Below are 13,342 nucleotides of genomic sequence, written 5' to 3' on the forward strand. Positions count from 1 at the left end.
CGGTGGTCAGGCGGCCCCGGTGAGCACGGTGCGGACGGAGGAGCCGTGGCGCCCCTTCGTGACTTGGAGCTGAGCGCCGATGCGCTGCTTCATCTCCGCTACGTGGCTGACCAGGCCGATGACCCGGCCCCCGTCGCGCAGTCCCTCCAACGCATCCATGACCTGTTCCAACGCCTGCTCATCCAGGCTGCCGAATCCCTCGTCGACGAACAGCGTCTCGATGTCCACGCCGCCTGCCTCTGCCTGCACTACGTCGGCCAGGCCGAGTGCCAGCGCGAGCGAGGCCATAAAGGATTCGCCGCCGGACAGGGTGGAGGTGTCGCGCCGCTGCCCCGTCCATTCGTCGCTGACGTGCAATCCCAGGCCCGACTTCTTGTTGCCGGACTTCGAGTCGTCGTGGACCAGCGTGTACCGCCCGTCGGTCATGGCAATCAGACGTTCGGAAGCCGCCGCCGCAATCTGCTCGAGACGCGCAGCCAGGACGTAGGTGGTGAGCGTCATCTTGCGTTCGTTCTCGCCCAGTCCCCTGACCGTGTCCGCCACTGACTGCAGAAGCTCGTGCCGTTCCGCGATCGGGGCCAAGCGGACTTGTTCCTCGTCGAAACGCCGGCGGTAGCTGGCAAGTTGTTGCTGCGACGCAGTCAGCACACCGTGCCGCACGTGGTGCTCCTGCACCAGCCCGTCCAGGACCGCGGCTTCCCCGCGTACCGCGTCCAGTTCCGCGGTCCCCGGCAGCGTTTCGCCCTTCTTAAGCGCCGTGCGGGCACGGACGACGGCTTCGGAGGACTCCAGCACCTGCAGCCGCTGGCCTGCTTCGACGTAGGCAGTGTGGCGCCGCTGCAGTTCCTGCAGCTGTGCCGGTGCCAGCAGGGACACCCGGATTTCGTCTTCGGAGGCGAAGCTGGACTGCCCGATGGCCGAGGCCAGATCGGCGTCGGCCTGCTCCAACGCGTTGCCACAGTGGCGGTGCTGTCCCAAAACGTCCAGGGCAGCGGCCAGCAGTTGGTCGAGGCGGGACAGCGAGGCCGCTTGTTCGTGCAGGCTGCCTCCGGCCGGACCGGCCTCGCGCAGCTTCTGCTCGAGTTCCTGCACGCGTTCCCTCCCGGCCTTGAGGTCGGAATCGGCGGAGGCCTTGGCCACGGCCAGAGCCGACAGCTGCCGGCCGTTCTCGTCGAGCTGCTCAGTCGTGGCGGCCGCCCGTTCCTGCAGTTTTGTGCGCCGTTCCCTCACCGCGACGGCTTCGTCCAAACGGGCACGGGCGGCGGCGACGGCGGCGGCCGCTTCGGCGGCGTCGGTCGCGCCGCCGCGGGAGGCCAGGGCCGAAAGTTGCTGTTCCAGTGCCGCGCACGCCTCGCGGGCCTTGGAGTACGTGGCTTCCGCCGCCGCGTGGTCCTCCCGGGCTGCTGTTTCCTGTTCGCGGGTGACCAGATGCCCGCCGGCGGCCGCGGCCGGTTGCGGATGTTCTGTTCCGCCACACACCGGACAGGGGTCTCCCTCTGCAAGGTTGGCGGCGAGCTCCGCTGCGGCCTGATCGAGGCGCTGTTCCAACAGCGACAACCAGGCTTCCTTGAGCCGAAGTTGCCTGGCGTGCGCCGCATCGCGGTTCCGCCGGGCCTCGTCGGTCTTGGCCAGCCAGGCGCCGTAGTCGGCCACGGTGTCGCGCAGCTGCCGGGCTTGTTCCAGCCGCTCGGTGAGCAGGCCGACGTCGTCGGACGCTGCCGACAGCATGGCCAGTTCATCCTGCAGCCCGCGGCCGACTTCAGCCAGCCGTTCCCGGGTTGTTTCCGCGGCACCGATGTCCTTGGCCAATCGGCCCGCGTGCTGTTCCAACCGCCGCACGTCGGCAGTGGCCGCCTGCAACCGCTGCTCTTCCGGCAGCAGGGCTCGGATTCGTCCGAGCTCGGCGGAGAGCTGTGCCGCCGCCTCCTCGAGCAGCGCCTGTCCCGCGGCATCGGGGTCGGGGCGGCGGGAAACGAACGTTGGGAAGAGCGGATGGGCTTCGGCCTCGTCGATCCGGTCCAAGAATTCTTTTCCGGCACGTTCCACAGCGAGTGCAGCCTGATCCCGGTGCCGGATGGGCGACGCCAGCAGTTCCGCGGACCGGTGCGACGCCAGGGTTTCGGTCAGCGCGGCGTGGCCGTCGGCGCCGTTGCGGTGCTCGGCTGCCAGTTTCTCCAGCGCCGCCAATTCCGCGTGGTCGGCCAGCGCCCGCTCGTGCCGGGCGATGGTTTCCCGCAGCCGGCCCAGCTCATCTTGTCCGCGCTCGGCCAAGTCGCGGACGGAGCCGGCCGCGGACGCCATCGAGGACTCAAGCGTGGCGAGCAGGTCCGCGGCAGGCATTGACTGGTCCGGCATGTCCTCGGCGGCCAGATGCCGGGCTGCTTCCTCTGTTGCCCGCGCGAGCAGGTGGTCGGATCCTGCCACCGCGGCCTGGTAGTCCGAGCGGGCCTTGGCCGCTTCGTCCGCCAGGACCTGCTCCACCGCCTCATAGCGGTCGGTCGCGAACAGGCGCTGTAGCAGCGGCCGACGTTCCCTGGCGTCGGAGCGCAGGAACGCCGCAAAGTCGCCTTGGGGCAGCAGGACCACCTTGGTGAACTGTTCCAGGCTCATGCCCAGGACGGCCAGCAGTTCGGCCGCGGCCTCGTCGTTGCGGCCGCTTTTCTGGACCCAGGCGCCGTTGATCTTCTCGCGCAACAGCGTGCGCGCCTGTTCCGTCACCGACCCGGACCGGGCCCGGGACGAGGGCCGCTCCCACTGCGGGTTGCGGGTCACTTCGAACCGTCTGCCGCGGGCGGAGAATTCGCACACGACTTCCGGCTCGGTCCCGGGTTCGGCGTGGTCGCTGCGCAGCCGCTTGCCCTGCTGGCGCGCGCCGGGAACGGACCCGTACAGCGCAAAACAGATGGCGTCCAGGATGCTGGTCTTGCCGGCCCCGGTCGGCCCGTTGAGCAGGAACAGCCCCTGCGCTCCCAGCTCGTCGAAGTCAATGGTTTCCCGCGCGGCGAACGGCCCGAAGGCCTGCATTTGAAGCCGGTGGATCCTCATGCCGCGGCCTCCGCTGCCTGCACGGCGGCCAACGCATCGGCCAGCAGCGCGCGTTCGGCTTCGCCGGCCGGGCGGGAGCGGACGTGGTCCAGGAAACCGCAGCAGACCTCCAGGTCGTCCTGTGCCTTGGCGATGCGCTGGCTGTAGCTCATGCTGTCGCGGCGCGGCCCGGAGGCGGGTTCGAAGTTGAGCACCAGCGTGTCGGGAAAGCGCGCCCGCAGCCGTTCCATCGCCTTCGCCGGGCGTTCGTCGTCGGTGACCGTGATTTGGCAATAGGCGTCCTGCGCCCAGGCGTGGTCCGCCGATTCGAGCAGGTCCTGCATGGTCCCCTTGAGCACGGCGAGCTTGCGCGGGGAGGGCCAGCTGACGTTTTCCACCGACGCGAGCCCGTCCGCGGTGAATTCGAGGATGATGCCGCCCTTCTCGTGTCCGGCCTCGGAGAACGAATAAGGCAGCGGTGAGCCGGAATAGCGCACGGTTTCGCTCAGCGCCTGGCGCCCGTGCAGGTGGCCCAGCGCCACATAGTCGAGGCCGTCGAACAAATCCAGCGGGACCGCTCCCACTCCCCCGATGCTCAGGTCCCGTTCGCTGTCCGAGGTGACGCCGCCGCTGGCAAAGGTGTGCGCCATGACCAGGGAATGCACGGCGCCGCCGGCCCTCCGCTGCTCAAGGTCCGCTCGGACGAGGTCCAGCGCCGACCGCGTGACGGCGGTGTGGCTGGGAGCCTCCGCGCCCAGCTCCTCCGCGCACAGCCGCGGCTCGAGGTACGGGATCCCGTACACGGCAAGGGTCGCACCGTCCAGGTCCAGCTCCACCGGGTCCGCAAGCTGGTCCAGCCGGGCGCGGATATGGACCCCGCCGTGGGCCAGGATGCCGGAGCCGAAGCCCAACCGGGTGGCCGAATCGTGGTTGCCGCTGGTCATGATCACCGTTGCCCCGGCACCGCGGATGCGCGACAAGGCATCGGAAAAGAGGTTGACCACATCTACACCGGGCAGCGCGCGGTCGTACACATCGCCCGCGATGAGCACCACGTCGATGCTCTCCTCGCGCACTGTCTGCAGGAGTTGCTCCACGAATGCGTGCTGCGCCTGCAGCATCCCGACGCCGTGGAAAGAACGGCCCAGGTGCCAGTCGGACGTGTGCAGTAACCTCATATTTCCAAACTATCCGGCGGCTGGGACAGTTTCGGACAAGCGCAACGGCACGTCCCGAAATCGGGACGTGCCGTTGCGCGGGGCTTTGTGGTTATTCGCCGTCCGGGCGTGTCCGGTTCGGCTTGCGGTCAAAGAAGTCGCGGGCTTCGGCGGCGCCCTGATTGTCCGCCGGCACCGGCTCGTCCGGCTGGTCCTCCACCGCAACGTCAGGAACCTCACGTCCGGCCGCGGATCCGGCGGGTACCGGGCCGGCGGCCACGGATCCGGCCGCGCCTCCGGTGGACACCGTGCCGGCGGAAGCCCCGCCGGCGGCGGTCTTCCCCTCCACAGGCTCGCCGGTCGTTGCAGCCCGTGCATCGCCGTCGTTGGTGGCCTTGCGCGCCCCCGGCACCAGTTCGGCACTGCGGTAAAGCAGCCCGGCGATCACCGCACCGAGCAGCGGGGCCGCCCAGAACAGCCACAGTTCGCCCAGCGGGCTGCCGTCCGCGAAATACACCGCGGCCGTGGAGCGGGCGGGGTTCAGCCCGGCGTTGGAAATCGGGAGCATCACGGCGGTCAGCACGCCGAACGCAAGCCCTACCGCGTACGGGGCGCTGCGGAGCCGGTCCAGGGACGAGGTGGCACCGAGGTAGACCGCCACGAGCAGCCCGGTGGCGATGGTCTCGGCCAGGAACACCCCCGCCATCGAGAAGCCCAGTTCACCGCCGCCGGCGTAGCCGTTGGAGATGGACGTGAACACGCCCGCCGACTGAGCGCTGACCGGGTGGCTGCCCATGATCACCCAGAGCACGACGGCGGCCAGCGAGGTGCCTGCCAGCTGCGCCAGGATGTAGGGCAGCACCGACTTCCAGGAGGTCCGGCCGGCGAGCGCGCTGCCCAGCGTGATGGCCGGGTTGAAGTGGCCGCCGGAGACGTGGCCGAACGCAAGCATGCCGGCAACGACCGCCAGGCCGAAGCCGAAGGGAACGCCGAAGCCGCCCTGCGGATTGAACATGCCGATCCCCAGGGCGCCGAAAAAGAGCAGGAACGAACCTGCCACTTCGGCGCCGATGCGGGCCGAGTAGCTGCGCCCCTCGCCGAGCCGGGGCGGGGCGGCGTGGACGGCCGGAGCCGGTGACGCGGGGTGGGCTGCTGCCATGGATACTGTCCTTCTGCAGGGCCGGCCAGCAGCCGGCGGGTTACTCAAAACTACTCCACTCTGGCATTGGGGTCTGTGAAAACGCTGGGTGCTGCCCGGGAAGGATGCCCGGCGAAAGGCCCGGTCCCACGCCTAAGCTGGTAGTCGTGACTAACGATGCCCCGCTCCCCGGTTCCCCCTCCGCCGACGCACCGGACTTCGCCGGCAGCGCGCCGCCCCCTCCCGGCGCCATCCAGCCCGCTCCCGGCGCCGTGCCGCCGCCGCCCGTGACCCAGCCGGAGACGACGGCCCACGCGGTGCCGGACTTCGCCTCGCGGGTGCGCGGCTGCCTGCTCGGAGGCGCCCTGGCGGACCAATTGGGGGCCGGCGTCGAATTCGACTCCTTCGACGCGATCGCCGGGCGCTTCGGGGCGGACGGGCTGCGGGACTTCTCCCAGCTGGCGGAGCCCGGCCACTTCTCCGACGACACGCAGCTGACGCTGTATACCCTCGACGGGCTGACCGAGGCGCTGGAATGGGCCAATGCCGGGACCGCCGCCGACGAAGCCGCCTGCCTCTGGCTGGCCTACCTGCGCTGGTACGCCACCCAGGAAGGCCGCTTTCCGGACAACGCGCCGGAACCCCAGCCGCGCTGGATCGACGAACAGGAGGTGCTGCACGCCCGCCGCGACCCCGGCGCCGACTGCCTGTCCGGCCTGGCCACCGGGGAAATGGGAACGCGGGCGCGCCCGGTCAACCGGGACTCGAAGGACTGCGGCACGGTGGTCCGGTCGGCTCCGTTCGGGCTGCTGCCGTTCGTCGACGACCAAACGGTCCAGCGGCTGGCCACGGACGGCTCGGCGCTCACCCACGGCCATCCGACGGCGCAGCAGAGCGCGGCAACGTTCGCCACGCTGATCCGGCTGCTGGTGCACGAACAGGCCACGCTGCCCGGCGCCGCCGTGGCCATGCTGGCCCGCACCGAGCAGGACCCGGCCGCCGCCGAGCTGGCCGGGCGGCTGCGCGCCGCCATCGAGCTGTCGGCCCGCGGCCCCGTGCAGCCGGCCGTGCTGACCGAAACGCTGGGCCTGGGCCGGGTGGCCGAGGAAGCTTTGGCCATCGCCCTCTACGCCGTCTTGGCGACGGCGGACAGCACGACGGCGGAGCACCACTTCCGCCGGGCCGTCGCCGCGGCCATCAATCACGACGGCGACAGCGACTCGGCCGCCAGCCTCGCCGGGAACCTCCTGGGCGCCCATTACGGCGAGGCGGCGCTCCCCGCCGAATGGCTGGCCGCGCTGGAGGCCCCCGACGTCATCCTCGGCATGGCGGAGCGCTTCCTGGCGCAAACCCAGGGCTGAGCCCGTGCACCACGACCGCACTGCCCCCGCGCTGCCCCGGCAGGACGGGAAGACGATCCTCGTGACCGGTGCCAGCGCCGGCCTCGGCTACTTCGCCAGTGAACAGCTGGCCGCGGCGGGAGCCACGGTGGTCATGGCTGCCCGTGATCCGGCACGCGCCCGGGCAGCCATGGAAGCCATCCGCCGCACGGTGCCCGGCGCGGACGTGCACTTCCAGGAGCTGGATCTTGCCGATCTGGCCTCGGTCCGGCAGGCGGCGGGCGAGCTTGCCGAGCGGGGGCGGATCGATGCCCTGCTGGCCAACGCCGGGGTGATCGGTTCGCAGAAACTGCAGTTCACTACCGACGGCTTCGAACTGCAGTTCGGCACCAACCACCTGGGCCACTTCGCGCTCGTCGCCGGGCTGATGCCCGTGCTGCGCCGCAGCCGCGGCCGCGTGGTGCATGTGGGCAGCATCAGCCACCGCTGGGTCCGGCCGGACTTTTCCCGGGTCGCTCTGCCGGCCCGGTACTCCAGTTACCGGTCCTATGCGCTGTCCAAACTGGCGGTGATGAGTTTCGGATTCGAGCTGGCGAACCGGCTGGACGCGGCGGGGTCGCCGGTCTCTTCCGTGGTGGCCCATCCCGGGTACGCGCGCAAATACTTCACCCCGGACCGGCCGGGCCTGCAGCTGTCGCGTCCGGCGGCGGGCTGGCAACGCGCGCTTTTCGGGCTGGTGGCGCAGGGCAAGGACGCCGGCGCCAGGCCGCTGGTGCACGCGGCAGCCGGCGAGGAGGTCCGCAACGGCGACTACTGGGGACCGGACGGACCGTTCCAGCTGACCGGACGCACCGCCGTCGTCGTGCCCCGGCGGCACGCCCGCGAGCGCAACGCCGCCTCCCGGCTGATCGACCTGTCCGAGGAACTGACCGGGGTAGGCCTCCGGCTCTGACTCCGGCGGCCGTCGACGGCGGTCGGTCGACGGCCGCGGGTCAGGCGCTGTGCGCGGGCCAGCGTCCCCCGATCATCTGCAAAAACTCGCCTTCGGAGAGCACCTCGATCTGCTGGCCCTTGCTGTGCAGCTGCAGCACCTTGTGGGCCTTGGCGGTGACGCGGCCGCTCTTGAGGTCGGAGGCGACGAAACCGTCGCCGACGACGAGCACGGTGGTTTTCCGGGTGACGTTGCTGGCCGGCCGGGCCCCCAGCTCCGCCGCCCGGTTCTTGGCCTCCTGCCGGGACAGGCCCAGATTGCCGGTGAAGACCACGGTCTGGCCGTACAGCGGGTGGGAATCGTCGGCAGCGTGGTTGGGCTCGGGGTTCTCCCCCTCGTCCGGCCAGTAGGTCCAGGCCGACGACGGCGCCGCGCCCCCGGCCGCACTCATCGACTGCCGCTCGAGCGCGGTCCGGGTGGGTTTGGACACCGCCGCACTGCCGTGGAGGTAGGCCTCCAGGCGCGAGGCGCGCAACTGCATCGCGGTCAGCAGCTCGGGAATGCTGCCGGCCGAGTTCCGGCCGGCGATGTCGATCATGATGCCGGCGCAGGCCCGCGCGTCCGCCACGGCGTCGTGGTGGTTGTGCAGCGGCACGCCTGCGGCCTCGGCCACGAACGGCAGGGAATAGGACACCAGCGAGTAGCTGCGCCGCGACAGGATGACGGTGCAGGCGTAGTCGTAGGCCGGCCCGGAGAGTTCCGAGACCTCCAGAGCGGACCGGATCACGCCCATGTCAAAGGCGGCATTGTGGGCGACCAGCACGTCGGAGCCGATGAAGGCTGCCAGGTCGGCGAAGATCTCGCCGAAACGCGGCTTACCCGCCACCATGCCCGCGGTGATGCCGTGGATCTGGACGTTGCGCCGGTCGAAGTTGTCGAAGCCCTCCGGCGGCCGCATCAGCCAGGAGGCTTCCTCGACGATCCGGCCATCACGGACCTTGCTCAAGCCGACGGAGCATGGTGAGCCCCGGAACCCGTTTGCCGTCTCGAAATCGATTGCCGTGAAGTCAACTGCCACGCGTTCAACCCTAAGCGACGGCACGGACGGTTCTGCGCCCGCAACACGCGCCGACGGCGGCCCCGGCACGAGCGCTGGGGCCGCCGTCCTGCAGGCGCGTTAAGGCTTGGTCAGGGGGTGGCCCGCCGGAGGGTCAGGTAGGACCCGCCCGCCAGGGCCGCGCAGAACAGCGCCGTCCAGCCGGAGGTGCTCAGCGGGGTCTGGGCCACCAGCCACCCGCCCACGGCCGGCCACCACCCCTGCCGTGCGATCAGGCCGAGCAGGCCGATCAGGACCACGGCGATCGCGACCCATGTGATTAACATCCCGGTCGCCTGCCAGCGTTTGTAGATGGTGGCGAACCAGAAACCGATCATGAACAACGCCACCATGACGATGAAGTAGAACAGGATCTGCACCACGGGGCTGCTGTCGGCGATCCAGCCCAGGGCATACAGCCGGCCGTTGAAGCTCCAGCCGCCGGTGGCAACTTCCAGCAGTCCCAGCAGGTAGTACAGGACACTGACGGCCAGGGCGACCACGGCGAACAGGCCGACGGTGCCGAGGTAGAAGGTACGGCGGCTCACGCTCATCGCCTGCGAGAACGGGAACGTCATGGTCAGCGATTGGATGCCCAGCGCGAAGAAGTACCACATCACCGCTTGCGCCGTCCCGGAGTGTAACGTCTGGCCGCTGGCAGGGATCATCGCCCAGATGGCCAGGGTAACCAGGAACGAACCCAGCAGGATCACGGCGGGGATACCCAGGAAGGTCCACTTATTGATCAACTGCATGCGCGCTACATTGATGACGCGGTTCATTTCAGGACCTCCAGCTCTGAGTCGGCATTGGCGACGGCATCGGTTGCCGCAGTGGTCTTCCGCACTACCAGTTGTTGGAGCGACACCGGCGCCAAGTCCACTCCGAGTTCCGCAGCCTGGGCGCGGTCGGCGTCCGAGAGCCTGCCGTCGATGGTCCACGAGGCCAGCGAGCCCAGCGATTCACGGTGCAGCACTTTGCGCCCCGCCGCGAAGGACCTGACGGCTGCGGCGCTGCCGGCCACGGTGAAGGCCGTCCCGCGGATTGCTTCGGCGTCGTCGTCCATGATGATCCGGCCGCGGTCGATCAGCACGACGTGCTCCAGCAGGTTCGCAACCTCGTCGATCAAGTGCGAGGAAAGGATGATGGTGCGCGGATGGTGGGCGAAGTCCTCGACCAGCCGGTCGTAGAAGATTTGGCGGGCCACGGCGTCGAGCCCCAGATACGGCTCGTCGAAGAATGTTATCTCCGCGCGGGACGCCAGCCCGATGATCACGCCGACGGCGGAGAGCTGGCCGCGGGAAAGCTTCTTGATCCGCCGCTTGGGCGGGAGCTGGAAATCCTCGACCAACCGGTCCGCGTAGGCCTGGTCCCAGTTCCGGAAGAACAGGGCGGCGGACTTGAACGCCTGCCGGGGGGTGAAATCGTCCGGGTACTTCTGTGATTCCCGGATGAAGCAGATCCGGGACAGCACGGCGTCGTTTTCATACGGTTGCTGCCCGAAGACCAGTGCTTCACCGCTGCTCTGGAAGCCTTGGCCGGTGAGCACCGACATCAGGGTGGTCTTGCCGGCGCCGTTTCGGCCCAGCAACCCGTAGATCCGGTTGCCCTCCAGACGCAGGCTGACGTTGTCCAGTGCCTTGGCATCACGGTAGGACTTGCTCACCTGCCTCAGTTCGATGGCGGGTGTGTTCTGGTAGTTCATGGGGACACGCTTCCCTCTGTCATGTCGCTGGTGGACTCGGTGCGGTGGAGCATTGCGGTCAGCTGTTCGGTGCTGATACCCAGTTTTCGTGCTTCCCGGGCCATCGGCTGAACGTACTCGCGGTAGAAGTCGTCGCGCCGGCGGGCCACTAAGCGGGAGCGGGCTCCGGCGGCTACGAACATGCCGATCCCCCGCTTTTTGTACAGAATCCCGTCATCGACCAGGCGGTTGACGCCTTTGGCCGCGGTGGCGGGATTGATCCGGTAGAAGGCGGCGAACTCATTGGTGGACGGCACTTGGCCTTCCTCGGCCAGCGTCCCGTCCACAATGTCGTTCTCAATGCGTTCGGCGATCTGGAGGAAGATCGGCTTCGAGTCGTCGATCACTGCCGCTCCTTCTCCCGGCCCATTGCACCGCTTGCTCGGTGAAGGGGTTCATTACTTATGTAGCTAACCATACAACAGGTGGAGTATGTGTCAATACGCGAGGGTGGCGGGTGGCGCCGGCTTCCGGCCGGCTCGAAACGGAGCTCCCGGGGCGGACGTCAGGCAGGACTCGTCAACACCGCGGCGGTGTACCTCAAGGGCATCACGGTGGCGGCGCGGGGCCAGTCAAGGATGTGAGGGAGCACGGTGGCGATCGGGCCGCCCGTCAAAGGTGAGGGCAGCACGATGGCGGCGGCGGCCCGCCAATGGCGTGAGGGCAGCACGGCGGCGGCCGGCGGCCCGCCAATGGCGTGAGGGGAGCACGGCGGCGGCCGGCGGCCCGCCAAAGGTGTGAGGGCAGCGGGGTGTCAGCGGAGTGGCGTCCGTCGCCGCAAGGACCGGTGGGGCGCCACTAGAGGCTAGGGCGGGAATCTTGGTGCGGAGGAGCTGGCGGCGGAGCGGATGGTCTACAGGGCCGTCAACAAAGCTGACCGATGGGAGGATCAGCCCTTAGCAGCTACCTACGCCCGCCGGTTCCTGATCTTGCGGATCCTGGTGGTCAACCAGTACAGACCCGCAACAACGACGACGACAATCACGATCTTCTGGAAGACGCCGGCGTACTCCTCCACGATGTGCCAGTTCTCCCCCAAGTAGAAGCCGGCCAGCACAAAGATGCTGTTCCAGATCAGGCTCCCGGCTGCGGTCAGTGAGAGGAACTTGCCCATTGGCATGCGCTCGATGCCGGCGGGGATGGAAATCAGGCTGCGGAAGATCGGGATCATACGGCCAAAGAAGACTGCCTTGTACCCATGGCGGTTGAACCAGGCTTCCACCTTGTCCACGTCTTCCAAATCGATCAGCGGAAGCTTATCGGCGATGGCGCGCATGCGCCCTCGGCCCAGCCAAGCGCCCAGCCCGTAAAGCACCCACGCGCCGATAATCGAACCCAGCGTGGTCCATACCAGCGCCTCGACAAGGCTGAAGTTGCCGCGGCTGGCCGTGAAGCCTGCCAGCGGGAGCACTACTTCACTAGGCAGCGGCGGGAAAAGATTTTCCAGCGCGATCGCCAGACCCGCGCCTGGTGCCCCGATGCCTTCCATCAGCCCCACGGCCCACTCGGCCACCCCGGTGAGGGCAGAGGTATTATCTGCGGACTGGGCAGGGCGGGGACCGGACATCAAGGAGGGGATCAGCGTGCTCATCGTGTACAAGTCTGCCTTACCGCCCCCATCAAGACCGAACCGGGCGTCGGGTCTGGGCGGTCAAGCACCCGAAGAGGTGCAGTTCGCTCGCAATCCGCGCAGCTATAAGTTCCTTGCCGTCTTTGCTGGATGTGCGGAACTGCGCCTACACATCAGTCGGAAGCGTCGACGACGGCGTGCCCGCCCAGTCTGCTCCCCTAGAGCCGCTTCGACGGCGAACGCGGACCTAAAGGCACCACCTGCAGCGAGTGTGCCTGGTAGTGGTGGCGGGGTGGAGGTGTAGGTGTGTCCGGTGGGTGTGGTGGTCTCCACCGCGTGGTGCGGTCCGTCAATAGGGCGGCTGGACCAGCCTTCGGCTTCCTTGGACTGGTTGCATTGTTCGCACAGTCCTTGGCCGTTGGCCATGGTGGTTTTGCCGCCGTGTGACCAGGGCACGATGTGGTCGATGTGCCGGATCGGGGCGTCGCACCAGGGCTTGACGCAGACCGCGTCGCGGGCGTGGATCATCCGGCGCATCCCGTCGGGGAACTTCCGTGCGGCCGAGTCCATCCCCAACAGCTGCCCGGTCCCCGGGGCGGTGTAGAGGCGGCGGACCCAGATGTCCTCCACGCTGGCCTGTTTCAACACCTTGTTGCGTTGGGCCTGCTCGCGGGCGGTCTTCCACCCCGGTTCGGTCCCGGCCGGCGGCGCCTTCTGCCCGACCCCACCCGGCGGGCTGCAACCTATTGGTCCTGCCGCCGGCAGCTTGCTGTCCAGGCGGCCGGGGTCGGCAGCGTTCCGGCCGGGCGGGCTGCCGTCGGTGGTGGTTGCCGGTGGTTGTGCCGGTGCCTGCGGTTCTGGCGGGCGGGCGAGGTTGCGGGCGTAGCGGGCCGGGACGATGCCGTGCCCGGTCAGCCAGGCCGGTTCGTTCTGGCCATGGAGCAGGGTGCGGTCGGTCATCACCAACTGGATTTCCAGCCGGGCGGGGTCGGCGGTGCTGCGCCCGGTGACGCGTTCGAACACGGTGTCGGCCATCATCTGGCCCCGCGACCTGGGGTCGCCCATGGTGCGCAGCCGGTCCGCCTCCCGGTGCAGGGCTGCCATCACCGCCACCCCCTGGATGACCGGCAGCAGGGTCCGGACGGAGACCATGGTGTCGGGCTCGGGCCGGGAGGACACATGCCGGTCCGCTTCGGCCTTCGCCGCCCGCTCCACCACCGAGCGGGGATCGAGCCGGTAGGCCAGGCGCTTGGCTTCGGCCCGCAGCGCCCGGTTCCCGAGCCCGTGCAGCCGGTCCCGGTTGCCGGCCAGTTCCCGGTCCACGCGGGCCCGGTGCTCCGGG

11 protein-coding genes are annotated in these 13,342 nt (G+C 69.0%); 2 read left to right on the forward strand and 9 right to left on the reverse strand.

Translation table 11 applies throughout. The features are described from left to right. Positions 1-6: 6 nt before the first annotated feature. The 3 genes from AC5RUP_RS12590 to AC5RUP_RS12600 form a co-directional block, all read right to left on the reverse strand. The gene (locus AC5RUP_RS12590; RefSeq protein ID WP_494158600.1) at positions 7-3,045 is read right to left on the reverse strand and encodes an AAA family ATPase; all 3,039 of its coding nucleotides are present in this window, start codon (positions 3,043-3,045) and stop codon (positions 7-9) included. Further along, on the reverse strand, positions 3,042-4,202 hold the full coding sequence (locus AC5RUP_RS12595; RefSeq protein ID WP_494154938.1) for an exonuclease SbcCD subunit D: 1,161 nt from the start codon (positions 4,200-4,202) through the stop codon (positions 3,042-3,044). Before AC5RUP_RS12595 ends, AC5RUP_RS12590 begins: the two co-directional genes overlap by 4 nt. A 91-nt stretch (positions 4,203-4,293) precedes the next feature. Continuing rightward, complete coding sequence (locus AC5RUP_RS12600) at positions 4,294-5,340, reverse strand: MIP/aquaporin family protein (protein WP_494158601.1); 1,047 nt, start codon at positions 5,338-5,340, stop codon at positions 4,294-4,296. A gap of 266 nt (positions 5,341-5,606) precedes the next feature. Between AC5RUP_RS12600 and AC5RUP_RS12605 the strand changes: the two genes are divergently transcribed. Together AC5RUP_RS12605 and AC5RUP_RS12610 are read left to right on the forward strand one after the other, a co-directional pair. Continuing rightward, positions 5,607-6,680, forward strand: a complete 1,074-nt coding sequence (locus AC5RUP_RS12605; protein ID WP_494158605.1) for an ADP-ribosylglycohydrolase family protein — start codon at positions 5,607-5,609, stop codon at positions 6,678-6,680. A gap of 4 nt (positions 6,681-6,684) precedes the next feature. Then, complete coding sequence (locus AC5RUP_RS12610) at positions 6,685-7,611, forward strand: SDR family NAD(P)-dependent oxidoreductase (RefSeq protein ID WP_494158602.1); 927 nt, start codon at positions 6,685-6,687, stop codon at positions 7,609-7,611. Positions 7,612-7,651: 40 nt separating this feature from the next. Here the strand turns inward: AC5RUP_RS12610 and AC5RUP_RS12615 are convergent, their stop codons facing one another. From AC5RUP_RS12615 to AC5RUP_RS12640, 6 genes are all read right to left on the reverse strand, one after another. Continuing rightward, the gene (locus AC5RUP_RS12615; protein ID WP_494067162.1) at positions 7,652-8,668 is read right to left on the reverse strand and encodes a 3'-5' exonuclease; all 1,017 of its coding nucleotides are present in this window, start codon (positions 8,666-8,668) and stop codon (positions 7,652-7,654) included. A 110-nt stretch (positions 8,669-8,778) separates the two neighbouring features. Further along, positions 8,779-9,468 (reverse strand): hypothetical protein, encoded by a 690-nt coding sequence (locus AC5RUP_RS12620; protein WP_494154802.1) that lies wholly within the window; start codon positions 9,466-9,468, stop codon positions 8,779-8,781. Then, positions 9,465-10,391, reverse strand: a complete 927-nt coding sequence (locus AC5RUP_RS12625; RefSeq protein ID WP_494154801.1) for an ABC transporter ATP-binding protein — start codon at positions 10,389-10,391, stop codon at positions 9,465-9,467. The genes AC5RUP_RS12620 and AC5RUP_RS12625 overlap by 4 nt, the downstream gene beginning before the upstream one ends. Then, on the reverse strand, positions 10,388-10,777 hold the full coding sequence (locus AC5RUP_RS12630; protein WP_494067165.1) for a GntR family transcriptional regulator: 390 nt from the start codon (positions 10,775-10,777) through the stop codon (positions 10,388-10,390). Before AC5RUP_RS12630 ends, AC5RUP_RS12625 begins: the two co-directional genes overlap by 4 nt. A 560-nt stretch (positions 10,778-11,337) precedes the next feature. After that, positions 11,338-11,997, reverse strand: a complete 660-nt coding sequence (locus AC5RUP_RS12635) for a DedA family protein (RefSeq protein ID WP_494132589.1) — start codon at positions 11,995-11,997, stop codon at positions 11,338-11,340. Between the two features lie 126 nt (positions 11,998-12,123). Then, positions 12,124-13,342 (reverse strand): HNH endonuclease (locus AC5RUP_RS12640; RefSeq protein WP_494158603.1); only part of this gene is annotated, 1,219 nt, incomplete at its 5' end.

The organism is Arthrobacter sp. Y3223151 (assembly GCF_059091125.1).

Excerpts from the sequence above, each read along its gene's own strand:
- AC5RUP_RS12590 (WP_494158600.1), bottom strand. The coding sequence starts at position 3,045 with ATGAGGATCCACCGGCTTCAAATGCAGGCCTTCGGGCCGTTCGCCGCG.
- AC5RUP_RS12595 (WP_494154938.1), bottom strand. The coding sequence starts at position 4,202 with ATGAGGTTACTGCACACGTCCGACTGGCACCTGGGCCGTTCTTTCCAC.
- AC5RUP_RS12600 (WP_494158601.1), bottom strand. The coding sequence starts at position 5,340 with ATGGCAGCAGCCCACCCCGCGTCACCGGCTCCGGCCGTCCACGCCGCC.
- AC5RUP_RS12620 (WP_494154802.1), bottom strand. The coding sequence starts at position 9,468 with ATGAACCGCGTCATCAATGTAGCGCGCATGCAGTTGATCAATAAGTGG.
- AC5RUP_RS12625 (WP_494154801.1), bottom strand. The coding sequence starts at position 10,391 with ATGAACTACCAGAACACACCCGCCATCGAACTGAGGCAGGTGAGCAAG.
- AC5RUP_RS12635 (WP_494132589.1), bottom strand. The coding sequence starts at position 11,997 with ATGTCCGGTCCCCGCCCTGCCCAGTCCGCAGATAATACCTCTGCCCTC.